This is a genomic window from Streptomyces sp. NPDC027962, assembly GCF_055566095.1.
The window spans coordinates 226769-250508 of the sequence record NZ_JBVHTA010000007.1 but is presented as its reverse complement, the minus strand read 5'-3'; the positions used below and the strand labels follow the sequence as shown (position 1 = coordinate 250508).

Annotated in this window: 20 protein-coding genes; 7 read left to right on the top strand and 13 right to left on the bottom strand. The window is 71.5% G+C overall.

The features are described 5' to 3' along the window. Positions 1–117 precede the first annotated feature (117 nt). Entirely contained in the window at positions 118–2916 is a 2799-nt protein-coding gene (locus ACZ4SA_RS09825; RefSeq protein WP_468271782.1) for a LuxR C-terminal-related transcriptional regulator, read from the bottom strand. A 291-nt stretch (positions 2917–3207) separates the two neighbouring features. Here ACZ4SA_RS09825 and ACZ4SA_RS09820 point away from each other — a divergent pair, with 291 nt between their 5' ends. Further along, positions 3208–3627, top strand: coding sequence for an ATP-binding protein (locus tag ACZ4SA_RS09820; RefSeq protein WP_468271779.1), 420 nt, complete (start codon positions 3208–3210; stop codon positions 3625–3627). Positions 3628–3834: 207 nt separating this feature from the next. Here ACZ4SA_RS09820 and xylA read toward each other — a convergent pair whose 3' ends face one another. After that, on the bottom strand, positions 3835–5004 hold the full coding sequence (gene xylA, locus ACZ4SA_RS09815) for a xylose isomerase (RefSeq protein ID WP_468271776.1): 1170 nt from the start codon (positions 5002–5004) through the stop codon (positions 3835–3837). Between the two features lie 196 nt (positions 5005–5200). Between xylA and xylB the strand changes: the two genes are divergently transcribed. Together xylB and ACZ4SA_RS09805 are read left to right on the top strand one after the other, a co-directional pair. Next, the gene (gene xylB, locus ACZ4SA_RS09810; RefSeq protein ID WP_468271775.1) at positions 5201–6694 is read left to right on the top strand and encodes a xylulokinase; all 1494 of its coding nucleotides are present in this window, start codon (positions 5201–5203) and stop codon (positions 6692–6694) included. A 165-nt stretch (positions 6695–6859) separates the two neighbouring features. Beyond that, the gene (locus ACZ4SA_RS09805) at positions 6860–8095 is read left to right on the top strand and encodes a SpoIIE family protein phosphatase (protein ID WP_468271773.1); all 1236 of its coding nucleotides are present in this window, start codon (positions 6860–6862) and stop codon (positions 8093–8095) included. Positions 8096–8258: 163 nt separating this feature from the next. Here the strand turns inward: ACZ4SA_RS09805 and ACZ4SA_RS09800 are convergent, their stop codons facing one another. Both ACZ4SA_RS09800 and ACZ4SA_RS09795 read right to left on the bottom strand, forming a co-directional pair. Next, a complete protein-coding gene (locus tag ACZ4SA_RS09800; RefSeq protein WP_468271770.1) occupies positions 8259–9482 on the bottom strand; it encodes an acetyl-CoA C-acetyltransferase in 1224 nt (407 codons plus the stop codon). A 108-nt stretch (positions 9483–9590) separates the two neighbouring features. Further along, entirely contained in the window at positions 9591–10523 is a 933-nt protein-coding gene (locus ACZ4SA_RS09795; RefSeq protein ID WP_468271767.1) for a LysR substrate-binding domain-containing protein, read from the bottom strand. A 241-nt stretch (positions 10524–10764) separates the two neighbouring features. Here ACZ4SA_RS09795 and ACZ4SA_RS09790 point away from each other — a divergent pair, with 241 nt between their 5' ends. Further along, complete coding sequence (locus ACZ4SA_RS09790; RefSeq protein WP_468271764.1) at positions 10765–11694, top strand: ADP-ribosylglycohydrolase family protein; 930 nt, start codon at positions 10765–10767, stop codon at positions 11692–11694. 140 nt (positions 11695–11834) lie between these two features. Here the strand turns inward: ACZ4SA_RS09790 and ACZ4SA_RS09785 are convergent, their stop codons facing one another. The 5 genes from ACZ4SA_RS09785 to ACZ4SA_RS09765 form a co-directional block, all read right to left on the bottom strand. Then, positions 11835–13106: an ROK family protein gene (locus tag ACZ4SA_RS09785; RefSeq protein ID WP_468271762.1), complete on the bottom strand. Its 1272-nt coding sequence runs from the start codon at positions 13104–13106 to the stop codon at positions 11835–11837. Positions 13107–13607: 501 nt separating this feature from the next. Next, complete coding sequence (locus ACZ4SA_RS09780; RefSeq protein ID WP_468271759.1) at positions 13608–15068, bottom strand: FAD-dependent oxidoreductase; 1461 nt, start codon at positions 15066–15068, stop codon at positions 13608–13610. Continuing rightward, the gene (locus ACZ4SA_RS09775) at positions 15065–16252 is read right to left on the bottom strand and encodes an MAB_1171c family putative transporter (RefSeq protein WP_468271756.1); all 1188 of its coding nucleotides are present in this window, start codon (positions 16250–16252) and stop codon (positions 15065–15067) included. Before ACZ4SA_RS09775 ends, ACZ4SA_RS09780 begins: the two co-directional genes overlap by 4 nt. 3 nt (positions 16253–16255) lie before the next feature. Continuing rightward, a complete protein-coding gene (locus ACZ4SA_RS09770; protein WP_468271864.1) occupies positions 16256–16786 on the bottom strand; it encodes a toxin-antitoxin system, toxin component in 531 nt (176 codons plus the stop codon). 78 nt (positions 16787–16864) lie between these two features. Continuing rightward, positions 16865–17512 (bottom strand): helix-turn-helix domain-containing protein, encoded by a 648-nt coding sequence (locus ACZ4SA_RS09765; RefSeq protein ID WP_468271753.1) that lies wholly within the window; start codon positions 17510–17512, stop codon positions 16865–16867. A gap of 257 nt (positions 17513–17769) precedes the next feature. Here ACZ4SA_RS09765 and ACZ4SA_RS09760 point away from each other — a divergent pair, with 257 nt between their 5' ends. Continuing rightward, on the top strand, positions 17770–18852 hold the full coding sequence (locus ACZ4SA_RS09760) for an MmyB family transcriptional regulator (protein ID WP_468271750.1): 1083 nt from the start codon (positions 17770–17772) through the stop codon (positions 18850–18852). 415 nt (positions 18853–19267) lie between these two features. On the opposite strand, the gene ACZ4SA_RS09755 is transcribed toward ACZ4SA_RS09760, so the two are convergent. Genes ACZ4SA_RS09755 through ACZ4SA_RS09745 form a run of 3 tightly spaced genes read right to left on the bottom strand, consistent with a single transcriptional unit; the run spans position 19268 to position 20528 of the window. After that, positions 19268–19561 (bottom strand): hypothetical protein, encoded by a 294-nt coding sequence (locus ACZ4SA_RS09755; RefSeq protein WP_468271747.1) that lies wholly within the window; start codon positions 19559–19561, stop codon positions 19268–19270. A gap of 59 nt (positions 19562–19620) precedes the next feature. Further along, positions 19621–20028 carry a hypothetical protein gene (locus tag ACZ4SA_RS09750; protein WP_468271744.1) on the bottom strand — a complete coding sequence of 136 codons (408 nt, stop codon included), beginning with the start codon at positions 20026–20028 and terminating at the stop codon, positions 19621–19623. Between the two features lie 5 nt (positions 20029–20033). Continuing rightward, positions 20034–20528, bottom strand: coding sequence for an ATP-binding protein (locus tag ACZ4SA_RS09745; protein ID WP_468271741.1), 495 nt, complete (start codon positions 20526–20528; stop codon positions 20034–20036). A gap of 125 nt (positions 20529–20653) precedes the next feature. Here ACZ4SA_RS09745 and ACZ4SA_RS09740 point away from each other — a divergent pair, with 125 nt between their 5' ends. Both ACZ4SA_RS09740 and ACZ4SA_RS09735 read left to right on the top strand, forming a co-directional pair. Further along, positions 20654–21514, top strand: a complete 861-nt coding sequence (locus ACZ4SA_RS09740) for a helix-turn-helix domain-containing protein (protein WP_468271739.1) — start codon at positions 20654–20656, stop codon at positions 21512–21514. Then, positions 21515–21751: a DUF397 domain-containing protein gene (locus ACZ4SA_RS09735; protein WP_468271736.1), complete on the top strand. Its 237-nt coding sequence runs from the start codon at positions 21515–21517 to the stop codon at positions 21749–21751. Positions 21752–21755: 4 nt separating this feature from the next. Here ACZ4SA_RS09735 and ACZ4SA_RS09730 read toward each other — a convergent pair whose 3' ends face one another. Then, positions 21756–23651: a M64 family metallopeptidase gene (locus tag ACZ4SA_RS09730; protein WP_468271733.1), complete on the bottom strand. Its 1896-nt coding sequence runs from the start codon at positions 23649–23651 to the stop codon at positions 21756–21758. Positions 23652–23740: the final 89 nt, after the last annotated feature.

The following is a 23740-nucleotide window of genomic DNA, read 5'->3' as shown; positions in this document are numbered from 1 at the left end:
AGGAAACTAGGGCTGCCGGACGGGCGCTGCCTATACGGACCGGCGATATACCTATACGCAAAGAATCGCCCCGGGCCCCTCCCCCGGCCCCGGCCGGCCCCGGGGCTCCTCGGGAGCTCACTCCTGACGCTGGTTGCGTGCCCGTGCGAGATTCTGCCGGGACTGCGACTCCAGCTTGCGCCTGGCCCGGGCCACATGCTGCTCCACCGTGCGCGGCGACAGGTGCAGTGTCGCCGCGATCTCGCGGTTGGTGAGACCCGTCGCCGCCAGGTCCGCGACCTCCTGCTCGCGCGGCGACAGCTGGTCCCCGTAACTGGGCCGGCCACGCGGCCGCTGCTCGTCGGCGGGCTGGTGCGCACGCATCGCCGCCCGGATGCGCGCGGCGTCCCAGACCGCGCCGAGCTCGGTCAACTGCTCGACGCACGAGGCGAGTTCCGTGACCGCGGCCGCCGTGTCGGTCCCGGACGCCAACTGGCAGCGCGCGACTCCCTCCGTGGCCAGGACGGTGGCATACGGGCGCGGCAGCCCCGCGTAGACGATGGCCGCCCGGCGGAACAGGTCCGCCGCCGTGCGATGGTCGCCCTGCGCCTCCGCGAGCAGTGCGCGGCACCAGCTCAGCGCTGCCGACGACGCGGGTGCCTGGCGTCCCTCGAGACCCGCCGCGTACTCGTCGGTCATCCTCCGCGCCGTGTCGGGCCGGCCCGCGCGCAGTGTCGCGTCGATCGCCCACGGCGCCAGCTCGGCCGCCCACACCCACACGCCCTTGTCACGCACCCGGTCCCAGGCCACCGACGCCTCGGCCACCGCGGACTCGATGTCGTCACGGACCAGCGCCATGCGGATCAGGGCGCCGGAGGCGGCGGCCACATGCGGGACGGCGGAGCCGTCCGTCTCCCGCGAGCCCTCGCCCGCCAGCCAGGCCGTCGCCTGCTGCCACTCGCCCCGGGACAGTGCCATCAGGCCGAGGACCGTACGGCCGTCGAGGCCCTGGCCCGGCATCGTCTCGGCCTCCGCCACGTACGCGCGGGCCCGCGAGGTCAAATCCGACCAGTTGCCCTCCGCCCAGTCGAGGAGCAGCGACGTGCCTCGCGCGCCCTGTTCGACGTACGAGGCGCCACTGCGCGTCGCCAGATCGATGCCCTCCGCGAGCAGCCCGCGGGCGGGGCCCAGCTGCCCCAGCCACAGCGCGCCGTCCGCCGCGTTGCACAGACCGCGGGCGACATGCTGACGGCAGGCGGGATCGTCGGTGTCCCTCGGCAGTTGCTCCAGCACCTGCCAGGCGGCCGGATCGCCGATGTACATCAGTGTTCCCGCGCGGTTGGCGGCGACCGCCGTGCAGGCCTCCTCGTCGCCGCTGTCCGCGCCTGCCTTCTCCGCGCGCTCCAGCCAGTACAGGTTCCGTTCCAGGGGGACCGTCGACAGCAGCGGCATCGCGAGTGCCGCCATGGCCCTGGCCGCCAGGAGCGGCCGCTCCTGAAGCTCCTCCACCGCCTGCTGGATCTCCAGCCAGCCCTGCATGCCGGCGACCGCCTGGTTGCAGAGCAACAGCCCCAGGTCGAGCCGGATCTGACCGCGCACGGCGGCTGGCAGGGCCTGCTCGGCGAGGATCTGCCGCAGCACCGACACCGTCTGGTCGCTGCGCAGCCCCAGCACCGCACTGTGCGCCAGCAGCGGCGCGAGTCGCGCGCGGGCGGCCGGCGGCACGGTCGGCCGGGACAGGGTGTGTTCCAGCAGGTCGACCGCGGCCTGATGGTCACCCGCCTCGGCGCACTGGAGCGCGCCCTGCTCCACCGCCCGCAGCCACGCCTTGACCTGGCCCCCATGGCGGCGGTGGCGGGCGAGCGGCACCCATGGCACCGGGTGCCGTCGGCCCAGAGCGGTCGCGGCCCGGCGGTGCATCTCGCGGCGCACCGGGCCGGGGACCTCCGCGTAGACCGCTGTCGCGGCCATGGGCACGAAGAATCCGTACCGGCCCTCGTCGACCTCCCGCAGGACACCCGTACGCAGCGCCTCCACCAGGGACCGGGTGCCCTCATCACCGTCCAGACCGGCCACTGCCGACAACTCCTCGGCCTCCACCGGCTCGTCGAGTACGGCGGCCGCCCACACGACGGGCCGCACGCGCTCCTTGAGCGCCGCGGTACGGGCGAGGGCCAGCTCGGCGAGACGAGGCGGTACGCCCGCCGCGTCCAGGTCCCTCAGCGAGTAGTGCTCCCGTCCGTTGCCGCACTCGCGCAACAGCCGCACCACATCGGTGACCACCTGAGGGACGCCACCGGAACGGACGACGAGCCGGGATATCAGCTCGGACGGACAGCTGCTCTCGCCCAGCCCCTCCTCCACGACACGGCGGACCTGCTGCGCGTCCAACGGGCCGAGCCGCACGCGGAGTACGGACAGGCAGGAGGGGAAGTGCGCGCCCCGGCCCAGCACGAGACCAGGTTCGCGCAGCTCCTCGGGGCAATACGTCAGAACGGCGGCGAGGCCGGCCGGCGGCCGGTCCAGGAGCCTGCGCAGCAGATCGAGAGCGGCGCGATCGGCGCGGTGCACGTCCTCCGCGACGAGCAGGAAGCGTTCTCCCCTTGCCAGGAGGGACGACACGGCACCGGGCAGATCGGCCTGGCCCGACGGCGGTGGCGGCGGCTCCGGCTTCGGCGGGGGCGTCGCGGGTGTCTGCGGCCTGCTGACGAACGTCCCGAACGCCGAGAACGAGACGATCATGCAACGTATCGATTCGGCGACCGCGGCGTCGGCGAGCCGCTTCGCGAGCCGGGTCTTCCCTGTTCCGGCCGGCCCCTCGAGCAACAGCAGAGAAGGGCGATCCGCCCGGAATCCATCGACGTCGGCCCCGGTGGACGCGTCCGAGACCACGCGTCCCAGCCATTGACCCGCTGTCGCGTCACTCAGCGTGTCCACCGAATCACACTCCTCGGTGTTTCCAGGGCATTTCGATTCTTTACGTATACGGGTTTCAGTGTCCCTGATTGAACACCAAGTGTCCGGATACGAGTGTTGAGGTGCCGCAGAACTTCTGCATGGCTTTCGACGGCCCGGTGAGGGAAGGACTCTCCCGGCCGCTGGACCTGAGTCAGGGCGACGCCGCCCGACCGAACAGGAGCCCAAGTGATCGCCATAGAACGTGCCCCGAGTCCTGCCCCGTATCGGGCCGGACCCACCTCCGATCTGCGAAGCCTGGCACACTGTGCCATGCCCGCTACGCCGGAGGCCGCGCGCACACTGCGGCGCTTCGCCCGCGCAGTCGCCCGCCGATGGCAACTGGCCGATCACTTCGACGAGGCGCTGTCGGTCATCGTCACCGAACTGGTCACCAACGTGATCCTGCACAGCGGGAGCCCCTGGGTGTCCACGGTGATCAGCGTCCGGGGCGAGGCGCTGACGGTCGAGGTCATGGACGGCGGCTGCTGGAAACACCGCGTGAACCGCAGACAGGAACCGCTGGACGCGGACGTGTCCTGCGGGAGGGGTCTACGTCTGGTCGACGCGTACGCGACGCGCACCATGGCGCACCGCATGGAGGTGGGCAGTGTCGTGCTGGCCGAGATGGCGCTGCACGGCACGCCGCCAGTCGTATGCAATCCGCTGCCGGGCTTCGACGCACACCTGTGAGGCCGCGCGTCCGAGGGGCGTGACGGGCCGCGCGTCCGCGGGCGCTCGCAAGCAGGACTCGGCACCCGCGGAGGTGCCCGCCAGGGAGCGAGCCCGATGCGCTTGGCCCGCCCCGCCCGGCGTGCGGACCGTCCTGGCCGAGGGCGGAACGCACGCGGAGAACGGGGGCCAAGAGCGTCCAAGAAGCCTCCGGCAAGCGTCAAGGGCTCAGCGGGCCGCGAGCAGGTGATCCATCGCCAGCTGGTCGAGCCGCTCGAAGGCCATGCCCCGCTCGGCGGCCGCGTCCACATCGAAGTCCTCGAACGCCGCCCGGTCCGCGAGCAGCGCCGCCAGTCCGTCCTCGGCCGTCGGACGTGCCAGCTCGTCCAGGCGTGAAGCCCTCAGCGCCTCCTGGACCTCCGGGTCGGCGCGGAACGCCGCGGCACGCTCCTTCAGGATCAGGTAGTTGCGCATGCAGCCCGCCGCCGACTCCCACACGCCGTCGAAGTCCTCCGTCCGCGGCGGCTTGAAGTCGAAATGCCGCGGGCCCTCGTACCCCGCCGTCTCCAGCAGGTCGACCAGCCAGAACGCCGACCGCAGATCGCCGGCGCCGAAGCGGAGGTCCTGGTCGTACTTGATGCCGTTCTGGCCGTTCAGGTCGATGTGGAAGAGCTTGCCCGCCCACAGGGCCTGTGCGACGGAGTGGGGGAAGTTGAGCCCGGCCATCTGCTCGTGGCCCACCTCCGGGTTCACGCCGTACAGCTCCGGCCGCTCCAGGCGCTCGATGAACGCCAGCGCGTGGCCGACCGTCGGCAGCAGGATGTCGCCGCGCGGCTCGTTCGGCTTGGGCTCGATCGCGAAGCGCAGGTCGTAGCCCTGCTCCGTGACGTACTCGCCCAGCAGGTCGAACGCTTCCTTCATCCGGTCCAGCGCGACGCGTACGTCCTTCGCCGCGCCGGATTCGGCGCCCTCGCGTCCGCCCCACGCGACATACGTCTGTGCCCCGAGCTCGGCGGCCAGGTCCATGTTGCGGATGGTCTTGCGCAGCGCGTAGCGACGCACGTCGCGGTCGTTGGCCGTGAAGCCGCCGTCCTTGAAGACCGGGTGCGTGAAGAGGTTCGTCGTGGCCATGGGGACGACGAGACCGGTGGCGTCGAGCGCCTGCCGGAAACGCTTGATGTGTCCGTCCCGTTCGGTCTCGCTCTCGCCGAAGGGGATCAGGTCGTCGTCGTGGAAGGTCACACCGTACGCGCCGAGTTCCGCGAGCCGCCGGAGGGACTCCGCGGGGTCCAGATGCGGGCGCGTCGCGTCGCCGAACGGGTCCCGGCCCTGCCAGCCGACCGTCCAGAGGCCGAAGCTGAACTTGTGCTCCGGGGTGGGGGTGAAGCGTTCCGTCATGGCCATGCCGCCTTGGATCTCCGTTTGTTTTCTGTCCTTACTAATCATGCATGCTTGCACCCGATCGTAGAAGGCCTCCGGTGTGATGTCCCTTCGATGCCTGTTGTCGCCGAGCGGTGTGGCGTAGCTTTGCCACGGCTCGATTTGTTCCAGGCTCGGCCAAATGGTCGGGACGTACGGACGGAGAGGTGTGGCAATGCCGGCGAACACGGTCGTCATCGGGGTGGACAGCTCCACCCAGTCCACAAAAGCGGCGTTCACCGACGCCGCGACCGGCCGGCTCATCGCCGTCGGCAGGGCGCCCCACCGGGTCACCGGCGAAGGCGGCGCACGGGAGAGCGACCCCGAGATGTGGTGGCACGCGCTGCGGGAGGCCGTCGCCGTCGGCCTCAAGGAACTGGGCGGGCTCGGTATCGGGGCCTCCGCCGTCACCGGCATCGCGGTGGCCGGACAGCAGCACGGGCTCGTCGTCCTCGACCGCACCGGCGCCCCCGTACGCCCTGCGCTGCTGTGGAACGACACCCGCTCCGCGCCCCAGGCCACGGCCCTCACCGAGGCGCTCGGCGGCCCCGACGCCTGGACCGCCCGCACCGGTTCGCTCCCCGTCGCCTCCATGACGGCCGCCAAGTGGCAGTGGCTGCGGGAGAACGACCCGGCGTCCGCAGCCGCCGCCGCAGCCGTGCGCCTCCCGCACGACTTCCTCACCGAACGCCTCGCGGGCGTCGCCGCCACCGACCCCGGGGACGCGTCCGGCACGTGCTGGTACTCCACGGCGACCGGCGCGTACGACCCCGAACTGCTCGACCTCGTCGGCCTGGACGCCGCGCTGCTGCCGCCCGTCGCGCCGACCGGCGGTACCCGCGTCGGCTCCCTCATCGCCTCGGCCGCCGCGGAACTCGGCCTGCCGGCAGGTATCGCGGTCGCGGCCGGAACGGGCGACAACATGGCCGCGGCGGTCGGGCTCGGCCTCGGCGGGGCGGGACTCCTGGACCACCCGGTGCTCAGTCTCGGCACGTCGGGCACCGTGTTCGCCGCGAGCCGCACCCGGCCCGCCACGCCGGCGCTCGCCGGGTTCGCGGCCGCGGACGGCACGTACCTGCCGCTGGCCTGCACCCTCAACTGCACACTCGCCGTCGACAAGGTCGCAACCCTGCTCGGGCTGGACCGGGAGGCTGCGGAAGCGGGTGGCGAGGTGGTCGTCCTGCCGTACCTCGACGGCGAACGCACCCCCGACCTGCCCGCCGCGTCCGGAACGCTGACGGGGCTGCGGCACACGACGACCCGTCAACAGATCCTGGGCGCGGCCTATGAGGGCGCGGTCGTGACCGTGCTGCGCGCCCTCGACGAGGTCATGCGCGCCTGCGGCCAGGACCCGGCCGCGCCGGAGACGGCCGCGCGCCCGCTGAGACTTGTGGGCGGCGGCGCCAAGGGCCGCCACTGGGTGGAGACCGTGCGTCGCCTCTCGGGCCGCCCGCTACTGATCCCGGCCGCCACGGAGCTCGTCGCCCTGGGCGCGTCGGCACTGGCTGCTGCTGCGGCGACGGGGGCGGCCGGGGCGGCAGCGGTGGAGCTGGCGGCCGGTTGGCAGAGCGGCTCCGGGCGCGAACTGGAGCCGGTGGAACGGGACACGGAGACGTGGGCGCGGGTTTCGTCGGTGCTGGCGGAGATGGCGGGGGAGCGGGCGGGGTGACGCGGGGCACCGCTGCGGTTGGGTGGGCGCTGGGGCAGTAGGTTCTGGGACTGGGTCGGGCGTCGCGGTGCCGGGTGAATGAACGCGAACGAACGAGCCAGAGCACTGGATCGCCCGTAGATTGGAAGTCCAGGCAGTCGCGCTCGCGGCCAGGGAGAGCGCGTGATGACAGCGGACATCGATTTCATGGCGTTCTTCGACGCCACACCAAGCCCATACCTGGTGTTGGATGCGGACCTGGTGATCCGCTACGTCAACCCGGCATGCCTGCGGACTGCAGGCCGGACCGAGGACGAGTTGATCGGGAAGTACTTCTTCGACGCCCTGCCGGAGAATCCCGGCTTCCGCGACGACGCGGAACGAAACCTGAAAGCCTCCCTGCACCGGCTTCTGGACACCGGGAAGCCGGAAACCGCGGTGCTCCAGCGGTACGACCTTCCCGCCCCCGATCAGCAGGACGGGTTCGAGGAGCGATGGTGGTCCGTGATCCGCACCCCCCTTTGCGGACCTGACGGCATGGTGAAGTGGATCGTCCAGCAGATGGAGGACGTCACGGCCTTCGTCGACTCACCCCAGGCACGTCAGCTCAGCAAGAAGTCGCCCGAACGAACGGAGGGCATGGCAGCCGAGCTGTACGCACGGGCCTGCGAGCTGCACCGGCTGAACCAGGAACTGCGCCAGGCCCACGCCCGTGAACAGCAGGTCGCCGTCACCCTGCAAGAAGCCATGCTCTCAGTTCCTGACCTTGACCGGCACCGCAACATCGCCGTGCGCTACCTGCCCGCGACTAAGTCACTGAACGTGTGCGGCGACTGGTACGACATCGTCGACCTGCCACCCGACCGCTACGCCGTGGCGGTCGGAGACGTCGTCGGCCACGGCCTGCACGCCGCCGCAGTCATGGGCATGCTCCGCAGCGCCCTGAGCGCCGTCATCCGCGCCATCCCCAGCCCCGCCCAGGCCCTGGAAGTCCTCGGCCTCTATGCCCGCTCAGTGGACGGCGCCATGGCCGCCACCGCGGTCAAGGTACTCATCGACACCCGCAGCAGGCTGATCATCTACAGCAACGCCGGGCACCCACCGCCGATCCTGCTCCACACCGACGGGACCTGCGACCTGCTGGACCAGGCCACCGACCCGCCACTCGGTACGCGCGAGCACCATGTCCCCCGCCCCCAGGCCGGCCTCCCTTACGGGCCGGAAGACACCCTCGTGCTGTACACCGACGGCCTCATCGAGCGCCGCGGCGAGGACATCGACGCCGGCTTGGAACGCCTGACCACTGCCCTGGCCCAGGACCGAACCCTCGCCCCTGACCTGCTGGCCGACGCACTGCTGACCCGGCTCGACGTCGCCGGGGGCGCTTCCGACGACACCGCTCTCGTCATCATCCGCCTATAACCTCGCGCGACTTCTTGATAGCGCCCGGAGATACTCCAGCCCGGATCAGGAACAGGCACGCACGCGGCGGAGTCCACCGCCTGACGCGGCGGACCTCCGGGTGACGGCATCACCCGGAGGTCCACCGGCGGGCCCCGGCCCGCGCGGTGTGCCGGACGGCTCGTCAGCCGGAGACGCGTTCGAAGACCGCGGCCAGGCCCTGCCCGCCGCCGATGCACATGGTTTCCAGCCCGTAGCGGGCTTCGCGGCGGCGCATCTCGTGGGCGAGCGTCGTCAGGATGCGGGCGCCGGTGGCGCCCACCGGGTGGCCGAGGGAGATGCCCGAGCCGTTGACGTTGATCCGCTCGTGGTCGGCGTCGGTCAGGCCGAGTTGCCGGGTGCAGGCCAGGACCTGCGCGGCGAAGGCCTCGTTCATCTCGATCAGGTCCAGGTCCGAGAGTTCGAGGCCCGCGCGTTCCAGGGCCGTGCGGGTGGCCGGGACCGGGCCGATGCCCATCGTCTGGGCCGGGACGCCCGCCCTGGCGAAGGAGATCAGCCGCACCAGCGGTGTCAGCCCCAGCCGGTGCGCCGTCTCCGCGCTCGTCACCAGGCAGACGGCGGCCGCGTCGTTCTGCCCGCTGGCGTTGCCCGCGGTGACCGTCGCGTCCGGATCGGACTTGATCGTCACGGGCCGCAGCGCGGCCAGCTTCTCCGCCGTCGTGTCGGGACGGGGATGTTCGTCCGCCGCGACCAGCGTCTCGCCCGTCTTGGAACGTACGGGCACGGGCACGATCTCCTCGGCGAACAGTCCCGTCTCGATGGCCCGCCCGGCCCGCTGCTGGGAGCGCAGGGCGAGGGCGTCCTGGTCCTGTCGGCTGACCGCGAACTCACGCCGCAGGTTCTCCGCGGTCTCGATCATGCCGCCGGCCACCGGGTGGTTGACGCCGCCCGCCGTCACCCGGCCGCGCGCGAGCGAGTCGTGGAGCTGAAGGCCCGGGCCCTTGATGCCCCAGCGGCCGTCATGGGTGTAGTACGGAGCCGCGCTCATCACCTCGACGCCGCCGGCGATCACCACGTCGCTGAAACCGGCGCGGACCTGCATGGCCGCATCCAGCACCGCCTGGAGCCCCGAGCCGCAGCGGCGGTCGACCTGGACGCCGGTCACGGACACCGGAAGCCCCGCGTCCAGTGCCGCCACCCGGCCGATCGCCGGGGCGTCCGAGGTCGGATAGGCATGGCCGAGGATCACCTCGTCGACCCGCTCGGGGTCGATGCCCGTCCGGCGGACGACCTCCGCGATCACATGCGCGGCAAGAGCGGCGGGCCGAAGACTCGACAGGCCACCGCCGAATCTTCCGATGGGGGTGCGGAGCGGTTCGCAGATGACGACATCGGGCTGACCGGACATGGAGGAGAGCCTTCCTGGGACGGGCGGGTGATGCTCTTCCCGACCTTTCCACCCGCCGACTCGTGCGGTCCAATATCTGATTCCGGATCGATTGAGACGGCGGTGCACTTAATCCCGGTGTGAGTCATCCCGGTGTTCGCCGTTCAGCCCCGCCGGGGTCGGCAGCGCCTCGGCGGCCACCGCCAGCACGCTGCGCAGCGCGGCCGAGGGATTGTCCGTACGCCAGGCGAGCGCGGCCTGGAGTCGGATCGGCGGGCCGGCCAGCGGCCGGTGCACCAGACCCGTCTGCTGGATGTGCAGACAAGAGGAGAGAGTGAGGGTCACGCCGACCCCGGCGGCCACCAGCGCAAGGATGGTGTACGAGTCGGGGGCCTCCTGCACGACCCGTGGATGGAAGCCGGCGTCCTCGCAGACCCGGAAGGTGGCGTCACGCAGCGTGGATCCGGCGTTGGCGGGGAAGCTGACGAACGGCTCGGCGGCCAGGTCCGCCACCGGGATCCGCTCGTTGCTCGCCAGGGGGTGATCCTGCGGCAGCGCGCACAGCAGCTCCTCCTCGCCGATCGCCCTTGTCTCGACACCGGGCCGGCCGGCGGGCAGCCGCACGAAGCCGAGGTCGAGAGAGCCGTCCGCGACCTTGGCGAGGGCGACGTCGGCGTATGTCTGGCCCTGCATCACCAGCTCCAGTCCGGGGTGGGCGGCCCGCACCGCCCGGGTGAGCAGCGGCAGCGTGTGGTGCGAGGAGGCGCCGGCGAAGCCGACGGTGACCCTCCCGTACTCTCCTCGGCCCGCGGCCTTCGCGACCCGTACGGCGATGTCCAGATCGTCCAGCACCCTCTGCACCGGCTCGAGGAACGACTGACCGGCGCTGGTGAGGCGCACGGAGCGGGTGTTGCGCTCGAAGAGCTGCACGCCCAGCTCCTTCTCCAGCTGGCGGATCTGCTGGCTCAGCGGCGGCTGCGCCATCTGGAGCCGCTTGGCGGCACGGCCGAAGTGCAGCTCCTCGGCCACCGCGAGGAAGGAGGTCAGGTAGCGCAGTTCCACGTTCGTCCTCGTCCCGTTCTGCCCGCCGGATGCCGCTGGACGCCGGGTCTTTTTCGTTCAGCGTCTCAATGCGACCTTATTTCGGTGTGGTGCGGTGATCAATGCTGCCGGCGTCCTCGCCCGCGCCGGTACGAGGGAAAACTGTGGCCCTGCCTGGCAAAGGGCATCGCCGCCGATGAATCGGGAGCCCGAGAAGGAAAGTGCCCGGCGGCCGGCGAGAGGACACGGATAGCCTGCGCGAATGGAGCGCATACAGAGGGCCGCCGGCACCGTCATCGGCTCAGCGGTGGGTGACGCCTTGGGCGGCCCCTTCGAGTTCGGCGCCCCGGGGGCGTTCTCCGCGCGGTTTCCGCTGCCGAGTGCCGGGGGCGAGATGTGTGGAGGCGGCGGCTGGGACCCGGGCGAGGCCACGGATGACACACAGATGGCCGTCCTGGTGGCGGAGTCCCTGTTGGAGCGGGGCGGACTGGATCTGCCGGACATCTTCGCGCGCTTCCAGCGGTGGGCGGCATCGGAACCCAAGGACATCGGCTTGCAGACCGAAGACGTCCTCACCAATGGCAGGAGCTGGGACCTCGCCGCCGAGACCCATTTCCAGGTCAACCAGCAAGCTGCTGGAAACGGCTCCTTGATGCGGGCATCATCATCCGCGGTCCACTTCGCTCCCGCCGGCCGAGAAGCCACCATGGGTGCGGCCCGCCGCATCGCTGCCCTCACCCACGGCGACCGGGCGGCATGGGAAGGCACTGCGATCTTCCACGAACTCATCCGCGTCACGTTCGAAGGTACCGACCCCCTCAGCGCCCTCCCGGACATCCTGGCTTTGGTCCACCCCGACCACCGCGGACGCTACGCCACAGTCCTCGCGCCCGACTGGCACCCAGATCGGGCGACCGAGTTCAACGGTGCCGTCTGGCCCTGCCTGGGCTCAGCCGTCTGGGCACTGCGCAGCACCAGCAGCTTCGAAGACGCGATACGCGCGGCGATCGACCTCGGCGGTGACACGGACACCGTCGCCGCGGTGACCGGAGGCCTCGCGGGGGCGTACTACGGGCTGGATGGGATCCCCGCCCGCTGGACCCGGCCGCTCCATGTCCCCCTCCCGGGATTCGACGGACGGGTCCTGCACCTGGCCGATCTGCTCCACCTTGCACACCGCCTCGGAGGATGAACGAGTCCTGCTCGGTACGGCCACGCGGGACCGGTGCGGGCACCGTCGGTGTGCTCATGCCTGCCCCGGGGCTTTCGGCTGGTGATGGCTGGGGCAAGGATGTACGTGCGCTGCGCGCTGCGCCGCAGGTGCGGCAGCGGTCAGTGCGGGGTGCGCGGTGCGTACGCCACCGGGTCGGCGAGGATGTCCTGGACGACGAGCGCCGCCGCGCCGCGGGCGGCGTCCGCGGCGGGGGAGGAGGCCCGCAGGCGGGTACCTGCGGCCCGCCACAGGCCGGAGACCACCCGGGTCCCGAGCTCCGCGTCCGCCGGTGGGGCCAGCCATGTCAGGAGCCGGCGGTAGATGCCGCCCAGTACGACAGCGTCCGGGTCGAAGAGATTCACCGCGCCTGACAGTACGCGGCCGAGCGCGGTGCCCGCCCCGGCGAGCGCCACGAGCGCCGCCTCGTCACCCGCGCGTGCGCGGCGTTCCAGCTCGGCGACGCCCGCGGCGCCGGCGTGTTCGTCGAGGCCGGCGGCGCGCAGCAGCGCCGACTGGCCCGCGTACTGCTCCAGGCAGCCGCGTGAACCACAGCGGCACAGGGGGCCTTCGTCCGAGACGCTGACGTGGCCGATCTCGCCGGCGAACCCGTTGGCCCCGCGCAGCAGTTCGCCGCCCAGCACCAGTGCGCCGCCGACGCCGATCTCGCCCGTCAGGTACAGGAAACTGCGCGCCTCACCGAGGCCGCCGAACCACAGCTCGGCCAGCGCCGCCAGATTCGCCTCGTTCTCCGAGCGGACCGCCAGCGCGGGCAGCCCGGGCCGCAGCGCGGCGAGGGCCTCGGCGAACGGCGCCTCCGCGGCCACCGCGGTCCACCCGAGGTTGGGCGCCTGGCGCACCGTGCCGTCGGCGACGAGACCCGGCAGGGCCAGCGCCGCGCCGACCGGCCGCAGGTCCTGTTCGGCGGCGGACGCGAGCGCCCGCGCGGCGATCCGCGCGGCGCGGCCGAAGACCTCCGCGGGTGCGGAGCCCCGATTGTCCAAGTGCTCCACGAGCCGCGCCCGGTCGGTGCCGGCGAGGTCGACGACGCAGACGGAGACGTAGTCGACGTTGATCTCGACCCCGATGCCGGCGAGGCCGGTGCGAGCGACCTTCAGTACCGTGCCCGGGCGTCCCGCCTGGCCGCTGAAGGTCTTGCCGGACTCGGACAGGAAGCCGCTCTCCAGCAGCTGTTCGACCAGCGAGGAGACGGCGGCGCGGGTGAGCCCCACACGCACGGAGACCCCGGCCCGGGTCGCCTCGCCCTGGTCGCGGACCGCCCGCAGGACCAGGCTGAGATTGTGCCGTCGCACCGTCTCCCGGTCCGCCTTCGGCTCGAGCGGTGTCCGGCGGGCCGTGTGGCCGCCGAGCCCGCGTGATGGATTGCCGTTCATATTGCCGCCGAGCCTAGGCGATGCGGGGGCGCCGCCGCCGGTTGATGCGCCGGAGGCTGCGCCCTCGGGGGCCTCGCGCCTCGAGGCGCCCCCTTGTCGGTGCTCCGTCCCGAGCCTTGCGCCTCGAACTCCCCCTACGGCCGGGCGGCCGTGGGAGGTACCCCCGGCGAGGGCCGGAGGTGCCGAGCCCCTCCGGAGGCCCCGTGCCTGCCTCGCAATGGCCGCCGGGCCGTAATGGAGCGCCCCCAGCTGGGCAGGGATGCGCCCCCTTGTCGGTGCTCCGTCCCGAGCCTTGCGCCTCGAACTCCCCCTACGGCCTGGCGGCCGTGGGAGGTGCCCCCGGCGAGGCCGGAGGTGCCGGGGCAGCCCCTCCGGGGACGTCGCGCGGAGCGCGGTACGCGGTCCGGGGTTTGCCCTCCACTCGGTGGAGCCGTACGTCGGTGCAGCGGGAAGCGGCCGGGCGGGGAAGCACTCCGCGCAGCGGGCCCGCCCACCCGAGCCTCACGCGTCCGCCGGGTCGGCCTCCCGCTCGCCTCGGCGCTCCTTCGTGACCCGCAGTTCGTCGTCGCTCAGCGGCGGACCCTGCAGCGGCGGCAGCTTCGGCCCGCGCAGCACCGCCAGCGCGACCTCCGGTCGCAGCAGCGAACTCGTCGGCGCGGACAGCGTCATCACGTCGAACAGCGCCTTGGCGACAAGGGGCCGGCCCGTCGCCGTCAGCATCAGCCGGTCGACGTAAGTCCTCAGCACCTTCGCCGCCACGCCGGGGTCCTTGCCGATCGCGCCGGGATAGAGGATGTCCTGGCCGGTGGCCAGGTCCCACGCCGTTCCGACCGGCCCTGCCAGCGACCGCTGCACTCGGCGGGCCAGCCCGGGGGAGGCCACGCCGTGCGCGGCCAGTGTCCGGCGCAGCGCGAGGACGCCCTGGGCGGCGACCGACATGCCGTGTCCGTAGACCGGGTTGTAGGTGGCCACCGCGTCGCCGATCGCCACGAAGCCCTCCGGCCAGTCGGCGGCCTTCTCGTAGTAGCGCCGCCGGTTGACGGTGCTGCGGGAGACGACGACGTCGGTCATTGACTCGGCGTGTGTGATGAGTTCGCCGACGACGGGATGCCGGACCGAGCGGGCGAAGTCCTCGAACTCGTCGGCGGCGTTCGTCGGCTGCCCACCGCGCGTGCCGGACAGCGTCACCAGCCAGCGCCGGCCCTCGAGGGGCACGATGGTGGCGGTGCAGCCCGGCCGTGGCTCGCGGGCGTCGGCCTGCACGTTGACGACCGGGTACTCGTCGGAGCCGTCGGGGGCGCGGAAGATCCTGCTCGCGTACGCGAGACCCGAGTCGACCTTCTCCTCGCGCACCTTGGGCAGCCCCAGCGACTGCAGCCATTCCGGGGCACGTGAGCCGCGGCCGCTCGCGTCGATGACGAGGTCCGCGGCGAGCACCCGCTCGTCGCCCGCCTCGCCTCGCACCCGGACGCCGTCGACGAGCCCCGCACTGCCCTGAAGGCCCAGCAGTTCGGTGTGCTCGAGCACGACGACCCGCGGATCGGAGACGACCTGTTCCCGAACGACCCAGTCGAGCAGGTCCCGGCTGCACGCGATGACGAACTGCATCTCCGGGAAGCGCCGGAACCAGCCCTGCGCCGACATCGACACCAGCCCGGTGGGCAGCGGGATCCGGCGGGCGCCCGCAGCGAGCCAGCGGTCGGTGGTGCCCGGCAGGAGCGACTCGATCGCCCGCGCGCCGCCGGACCACAGCAGGTGGGCGTGGTGGGCCTGCGGCAGGCTCCGGCGCGGGCGCGGCCCGTCGGGGAGGGTGTCGCGCTCGACGACCGTGACCTCGTCGACGTACTCGCGCAGCACACCGGCCGCCAGCACGCCGGCAAGGCCGCCGCCGATCACGACGGCTCTGCGGGCCGTGGACCGGCCATTTCTCGAAGGATCGCTGCTCAGAGGATCGCTGGTCATAGGGTGCCGCTCTCCGACCTTGCCGCACGCGTGCGCGCTGCTTCGACGACGGGTGAATGACGCAGCGCGAGGGACATGCGTACGAGATCGCGCGGTCCCTCGGCTGTCGCGGATGTGTAGGACTCTGCCGAATTCATGATCTGTCCTTCGGGGTCGGCGGCCCGGGCCCGCAGGGCGTCGGCGACCATCGCCGCGTCCGCCACCGCCTGGGCGTGCCGCGGGTCGGCTCCGGCGGCGACGGCCCGGTCGTAGGAGCGGGCCCGCAGCTCCCGGTCGAAGTACGGGTCGAGCTGCAGTATCCCGTCGTGGATGTCGGACTCCCGCTGGGTGACGCGCAGTTCGACGGGGGAGAACAGCGAGATCCGCACCGAGGGCGTGCCCTGCGGAGCTGCTGTGCGCAGCTCGTGCCAGAGCGTGCCCAGCCGGCGGTACGAGACCCAGGCGTGCCAGGTGTCCGACATGCGCTGGCCGAGGAGCGGCAGGATGAAGCCGAGGGCGCTCAGCAGCGCGCCGACCGAGGCGAGCGGCGGCGCTGCGAGGGTGGAGAGCGCGTCCCAGTCCAGGCCCGCCCAGCGGGCGAAGACGGCGGAGAACTTGCTCACCCCGTAGGCGAGGTTGAAGAGCGACCCGATGACGATGATCACCAGACCGCCGCGCAGCCAGCTGCTGACCTTCAGGGACCAGCGCCAGCACAGTGCGGTCATCCCCACGGCCGCGACGCTGTGGGCGACGAGGTAGAGCACGATCATCTCGCGGATGTACGGCGTCGTCGCGTAGTACGTGTCCAGGTCGCGCAGCCGCTCGACGGGGGCCTCGCCCAGCATGAACAGGACGAGCAGTGCCACGACCACCGCGCTGTAGGCGCCGACCCAGCGGCGGGAGATCCGCCGGGTCTCCTCCGGCGGCCCACCGCGCCAGTTGACGAGCAGCACCAGGCAGGACGCGCTGAACGCGGTCAGGATGCAGTAGACCAGCGGCGCGGAGAAGTTGGGGACGCCGGTGATGCGGTTGACGGCGGCGATGGTGGGCGGCGCGGCGAAGAAGAAGGTGGACGCGCCGAGGATCAGCAGGGCGCATACGGAGCGGAGCAGCGGGTCGCGCCAGTCGCGCCGCATCCCCGGGATTTTGAACGCGAGTGCGAATCCCAGGGCGGCAGCGGGTATGTAGTAGTCCGGACCTTCCACGCCTCAGCCCTGTGGCCCGCGATATCCCAAGGACGCCTCGATGCGGCCCGCGAGCCCGTCGCGCCGCACCGGCCCACGACCGTTCGAACCGGCGAGCCACGCACGGCACTTGCTGCCCAGCAGCAGCCCGAAACTCTCCGCCTGGTTCTCTTCCTCCTGGTCGAAGCGGGTACGCGCGGCGACCCTGAGGACGGTGGCCTGGAGATCGGCTTCGTCGGACAGCAGCCGTGCGGCGACGGCCGCGCCCTCGACGTGGTGGCTGCAGTGCCCGGCGTTCATGTGCCACAGCTCGTGGCCGAGGATGACCAACTGGTGGTCGGGGGCGGTGCGCTCCTCGATGACGACGAGGTCCTGTTCCGCCATGTCGAGCCACAGACCGCTGGCGGTGCCCGGAGGGAAGGAGGCCATGCGGTAACGGACGGGCCTGCCCCGCCGTTTGCTCATGCCCTCGCACAGGGCGGTGTAGAGGTCGGCCGGATCGGCCGGGGCAGGCAGATCGATTCCGCCGACCAACTCGCCGCACAGCCGGCGCATCTCCTTGCCTATGCTCACCGCTCTCCTCTCCCCGTCAGAACCTGTTGAGACACGTACAAAAGGAAATCTGTCCGGAAATCAGGGCTCTCCGGAGGTGCCCGGCCCCGGCTTCACGCTCTCCAGGAGCATGTCGAGCCACTCGGTCACCTTGTCCCGGTGCTTGTCGGTGGGCAGTTGGGCCGCGCGCCACGCGATCCCGCGCACGCCGTGGTCCTGCAGCAGCCGCTCGAGCGGGTCGCCGTCGCCGGCGAAGTCCTGGAGCATGCTCTGCTCGGTGCGCTGAAGGGCGCTGTCGAGCGCGTCGGCGTCGTCGGCGGTCAGGAAGCCGGCGTGCACCTTGAAGAAGCGCTGAATCGCGTCACAGTGCTCCATCGTCGGCCGGCGATCGCCGTTGATCAGGGCGCCGGCCTGCTGGCGGGACATACCCGCACCGTCGGCGATCTCCTGCTGGGTGTACCGGCGGCCGTTGGGCTTGAGCCGGGTGCTGCGCAGCAGGTCGAAGCGCTGCAGGAAGCGTGCCTGCAGGTCCGGTTCGCCCGCAGTCCGTCCGTCGAGGAGGGCGCGCACGACATCGGTGGGCACGCCCGAGGCCTCGGACAGGTTCTGGACGTCGAAGACCTCGTCATGGCTCATTCCGAGCTTGTCCGCAAGTTCGGCGACCCGGGCAATCGATGCCGCCAGAGGGCCTGTGGCCGTCGGACCCGGAACCGAGAAGCCGTCTGTCACCAGTAGGTCTCCTAGATCACGCGAGGTGGCCCCGCATCCTGAGGGGCTGCCCGGAGGTTAACCCTTTCGGGCCAAGGCAGCCAGGTCTTGCCACAGCTGTGGCGCGAACTGAGCGCTCAGCCGCATTGAATGCCACGATAGTTGACATCTTCTGGTTGGCGGTAGCAGGATCGCCACACGGGGTGAAGATCCAAAGGGCGTCGCCGCGGCGGGACTTGCAAGACTTGCGAGAAGCTTCGAGAAGGGTGGCGTTCTCGATGACACACGAGGCGGGCGTCGAACGCCCAGGTGTTCACGGACGTCTGAGCTGCGCCGGTGGCACACGCGCCGCGGCCCGTACGAAGCGGCTCGGCGACGCGCTCAAACGGCGCCGCGAGGAGCTGGGCCTGAGCCTCGAGGACGTGGCGGCCCGTCTCGGCATCTCCGCCTACGTGTACGCCACTTGGGAGCGCACGCCCGGCAGGGAGTGGTCGGAGGGCACCCTCTGCGCCCTGATCGACGCCCTGGAGTTGAACGACCAGCAGCGCGGGCGCCTGCTACGCCTCGCAGCCGACCGGGACACCCCGGCGGTGCAGCGCAGCGCGTCCGACTGGAACGCTCCCGTCAGGCCGTCCGGGCCGGTGCCGCCGTCGGGCCCGCCCCGTCGGCCCGCCCCCGCCCGGCCCGCCGCGCCCGGCCCGCCGCCGGTGCCCGTACGGCCGCCCGAGCCGCAACAGCCGGCACAGCCTGCCGACCCCGTCGACCCGGCGACGGCTGCCTACCTGCGGGACTACGCCGCGATGATGGACGCGGTGCCGCTGCCGTCCGTGCTCTTCGACCGGCGATGGGACGTCGCCCACACCAACCCGGCGTTCGACGCGCTGTTCCGTGGCATCGGACCGCACGCCACCGCCATGCCGGACCAGAACTTCCTGCGGTTCGCGCTGTTCCACCCCGACGCGCGCACGGTGCTCGTCGAGCACGAGACGAGCTGGTGCCTGCCGCTGATGGCGCAGCTCGCGGCGGCCCTCGACAAGCACGGTGACGACAGCGCGCTTCAAGCCATTCGTGACGACATCGCCGACGATCCGATCATGGACGCCGCCTACCGGTGCGGTCTGCCGCACTGGATGAGTGCGGTGGGCGCCCTCGCGATCCACCACGACGGGGCCGTGCGGCCGGTGAACCATCCCGACCCGCGCTGGGGCCGCACGGACTGCCGGATCATCGACGAGACGCCGACGACCCTGCAGGCCAAGGAATTCACCCGGATGACGCTGGTGCTGCGCGAGAACCACGCGGCCGCGGTGCCGGGCGGCGTCCGCGGCAAGTCCCACCTGCGAGCGGTCTCCAGCGGCTGACGCGGCGACGCGTCCGGTCCGATCCGCCCGGACAAGCCTTGTCCGCTTGGGTGGAACACCCTGGGGCCTGTCGTTTGGATCCTGCCGGGCCCGCGTGTCCTGGCACCGCGCCTCGCTGCGTGTCGTCGGTCGGCATGGCTCCGCCATGCCTGCTCCCCCTACGCCTTCGGCGTGGGAGGTGCCTCACCTCCGCCGTGCGATCCGTCCCCTGGGCCTTGGCGGGCCCGGGGAGCCCCCATGTATGGGCCCTGGCGGGCGCGGGGAGACCCCGTGCCTGGGCCTTGGCGGGCCCGGGGAGACCTCATGCATGGGCCTTGGCCGGCCCGGGGAGACCCCATCACCAGACCCTCCCCCTACGCCCTGCGGGCGTGGTAGGACCCCCGTTCACTGATCCGGCCTGGCCAAACGGCAGCCCCTAGCGCAGCGACGCCACCGCCCACTCCGCCACGACGGCCACCGCGACGCCCGCGCCCAGCACCAGCGTTGCCCACCGTGTGCGTCCCGCTCGGCTGAGGACCAGTGCGCTGCCGGACAGGATCAGCGCGATGCCGTAGAAGCCCACGGTGAGCACCGAGTGGGTACTGCCCAGTCGTAGCACCAGCGTTGCGGCCACAGCGATCATGATCGCGGCCGAGAGGGCTATGCGGACACGGCGGGCCTGGCGCGGTGTGAGGCCCTGCCGCTCGGGGCCCGTATTGGCTTCTGACATGCGCAGAAGCCTATCCGGCGGATCGTCGCGCGGCCCTGCTGACCCCGTGCTTCGACCGCTCACCGACGCGCCGCGCCCCCTGCGCCGGCCGGCCACAGCGGCGCAGTGCCGGTGAGCTGGCAGGCCATCAGATAAAGCGGAATCGGCGGCGTGTAGGGGCTCCGGCCCCCGGGCCGGAGGATGAGCCGGGCATCGCGGGTCGGCACCCGCGCGCCGCGTGCGTAATGGGAGGGGAGTGGCCAGGTCAAATCCATGTCCGAGCCCGCCGGAACGATCCACCACCACCAGTTGCTGTCGGCGAAGACGCAACCGTTGCTCGGCATGCGGCCCAGCAGGCGGAATCCGTAGCGCGCGGGGACGCCGACGGCGTCGAACCCCAGGGCGGCGCTGAGGCCGGCGGGCACGTCGAGCCGGGTGAGCCGGTCGGCGTGGTCGCGGCGTACCCCCCGTGAGAGGAGCGCCGTCATATTCCTCAGCACGGCCATTCCCGGGTCAACGGCCTTTCCTCCAGGCCGGGTCGGGAATCGCAGGGCCAGGGCAGCTCCGCCCAGACGACCCGGCCCGTGCCCGGCGTGGCGTCGTGCGTGCCCCAGGTGCAGCTGACCGCTTCGACGAGCAGCAGCCCGCGTCCGCGTTCGCCCTCCGCCCCGCGGCAGATCTGCGGTCCGGTCGGTGTGGAGCCCTGGTCCTGCACGGTGATGCGCAACCGGTCGGCGCCGGCGAGGAGTTCGCAGGCGACCAGGTGGCCGCCCGTGTGCACGATGGCGTTGGTGAACAACTCGGAGACCACGAGCAGCGCCGTGTCGTGCGGGTCGCCCTCGACGCCCCAGCTCTCCAGTCGTGCGGACACCAGCTTTCTGGCCCGTGAGACCTGTTCGACGCGCGCCGGCAACTCGAAGGCGTACCGGTGGGGTTCGGGCTCCGTGTGGGGGGCCGGGAGCTCGGTGGCGAGCGCGTCACGGTTCACACGACCACTCTCCCGCTGCAACAGCCACATTGGCAAGGCCCACTATGAATAATTCAGAGTGGGCATATTCATCGACCGGGGCCCGTGGCACACTGCTCGCAAACAGCACGTGGGGAGGTCTCGAAGTGAGTGAACCGCGGTCCGCCCCCACCGTGGGGCAGGTCGTCCTCGGCAAACGCCTGCAGCATCTGCGGGAGCAGGCAGGGCTCAAGCGCGAGGAAGCCGCGAAGGTGCTGCGCGTCGCCCCCGGCACCATCCGCAGGATGGAGACGGCCGAGGTCGCGCTGAAAATCCCCTATGTGCAGCTGCTGCTCGGCGCCTACGGGATCGCCGACGCGGAGGCCCGCGGTTTCGTGGAGCTGGCCGAGGAGGCCAACAGGCCCGGCTGGTGGCAGCGTTTCCACGACGTACTGCCGAACTGGTTCAGCATGTACGTCAGCCTGGAGGGTGCCGCAAGCCTCATCCGTGCGTATGAACCGCACTTCGTTCCCGGTCTGCTGCAGACCGAGGACTACGCCCGGGCCATCATGCTCGGCGGAGCCATCGGCCACACCGACCCCGCCGACATCGAACGACACGTGGCGCTGCGCATGGAGCGCCAGTCCCTGCTCACCCGGCCGGACGCCCCCAAGCTCTGGGTGATCATGGACGAGACGGTGCTGCGCCGTCCCGTCGGTGGACCGGGCGTGATGAAGGCCCAGATCGAGAAGCTGCTCGAGGGTGCGCGGCTGCCCAACGTCACCTTGCAGATCGCGGAGTTCGCAACTGGTCACCATCCCGGCACCTACGGGCCGTTCGTGCTCTTCCGGTTCGCCGTGCCCGAGCTTCCGGACATGGTCTACAGCGAGTACCTGACCGGAGCCGTCTATCTCGACGCGCGACCCGAGGTCGCCACGCACCTCGAGGTCATGGACCGCATGGCGGCCCATGCCGCGACGGTGCAACGCACGAAGGAGATCCTCGACGATCTCCGCAAGGAGCTTTGAATGGAACGCATATACAACGGCATGCCGGCCGCCGAGCTGGGTGAGGAGGGCTGGCACAAGCCCTGGAGCGGCGGCAACGGCGGCAACTGCTTCGAAGCCATGAAGCTGGCCGACGGCAGGGTCGCGGTGCGCCAGTCGGCCGACCCCGACGGGCCGGCCCTGATCTACACCTCCGGCGAGATCGAGGCGTTCATACAGGGAGCGAAGTCCGGGAAGGCGGATTTCCTGGTCAACTGACCTGCTACCGCGGGGGCAGCAGCGTCACCAGGAAGCGCTTCGCAGCGGACACGTTCCCTGCGGAGTCGACCGTCCGGTACTCGATCGTGTGGGTGCCGTAGTCCGGCGTCGCATCGTCCCAGGGCACCACCCTGGGCGTGCCGAGCTTGCCGTACACCAGGTCGTCGATCACCGTGCCGCCGGGCGTGAAGCGGTAGGGCGCGTCCGCGTCGGTCGGCCAGCCGTAGTAGGTCTGCCAGCCGTCGCCGTCTACCCGGAACTCGCTCACCACATGACCCTCGAGGTCGTCACGGGCGGTCAGCCTCATCGTGAACGGGCCGTCGTACACGTACTCCACGGGCCTGCCGGGCCGGTGGACCGTGCGCAGCGGCTCGGACAGTTCGTACGTCCCCTTCGCCGGGGAGGCGTCCACGGTCCAGACGAGCGCGGCCTTCGTGCCGGGGATACGTGCGGTCAGTTCATGGGCGCCTGGCCGCAGGTGCAGCGCGCCGAGGTCCAGGTCGCGGTCGTTGCCCGGGTTGGCGACAGGACGGCCGTCGACCGCCCAGCGCACTGCCACGCGGCGGTGGGCGGGATGGGTGGTGTCCGCGTGGACGACCGTGCCGGCGCCGACCGGTGCCCCGGTGTCCGTGTGCCAAGTGAACGCGGGGGCCACGTGGTCCGGGGGAGTGGAGACGGACGTGTCCACCGTCCAGGTCACGCTGCGGGTCAGCGCGGAGGAGGAGCGGATCGCCGGGTCGCGGACGAACGGCGTGGGATCGGTGACGGTCGCCGTCAGTGTGTGCGTGCCGGGCCGCAGCCGGAGCCGGCGCAGATCCACCGTGCGTGCGTCACCGGCTGCGCGCAGCCGGTTGCCGTCCAGCCGCCAGGCGACGTCGAGTTCGCCGCCGACGGGATGCAGTGTGTCCACCCACACGGTGCGGTCGCCGCCGATTGCGGCGGTGTTCGGCGTGTGGTCTGCGACCAGGTTCACCTTCGCGGAGATCTTCTGCACCATGATCTCGCGTTCGACCTGGTCGAAGGGGTAGCCGAGCGTCTTCATCATCGAGTGCCTGCTGGGCCGCCACACGCCCTTGGTGCTGTACATCCCGCCCTCATAACGCCCGATGACCCCACCGGACTCGCTCTCCTCGCCCAGCCAGCGCCACCACTTGGCATGCTGCTGCCGCATCTGGTCCTCGGTGAGCAGCGTGTGGTGCGCGGAGGCGGGTTCGCCGCCGGTGTACGTGCCGCCGGCGACACCGCGTGCGTAGTAGTCGTACTCGTCCTGGAGCTTGCCCAGCGAGTGGCCGAGCTCGTGCGGCGTGATCAGTGACGACAGTGCGTTGCCGCCCGACGCGGTGGCGTACGTGCCGCCGGCGCCGCCGTACGTGTCGCTGTTGGCGAGCGCGACGATCTGCCGGTTGGCGCTCGCCGTACCGGGCACCAGGTCCGCGAGCGCGGTCGCCGCGCCACTGTCGACGGTGAGCAGCCGCTGGACACTTTCGGCATTGCACCCGCCCCAGAAACCCATACCGAGCGGTGTGTCCCGGCGCGGGGCGTCGAGGCCGGGATCGCAGTCCACGCCGGACTCGGCCGAAGGCAGTTCGACCGCCCACACGTTGACGTACGAGCGGTAGGACGCGAACGGCTCCGTCGACCACAGCACGTTCAGATGCGTCTCGACGTCCGCCCGGAAGTCGGGCATCTCCTCCGCCGTGTAGCCGTCGCCGAGCACTACGAGGTTGAAGCGCTTGTCCGTGGGCCCCGTGGTCTGCACCGGCACAACGGTCGCCGCGTCGGTCGTGCGGACCTCCGCATGCGCGGGCGCGGTACCCGCACCGAGGACGAAGGCGGACAGGACGGCGCCCGCAGTGGCGAGCAGGGCCGCCCGGCGGCCCGGAGAACCGGCTGAGGTCATGGTGATGCAGCGTACGGTCGCCATCAACGGTGAGTAAAGATAAGGGAGTTGACCGGTTGGTCCGAGGGAGGACCCCCGGTCGGCTCGAC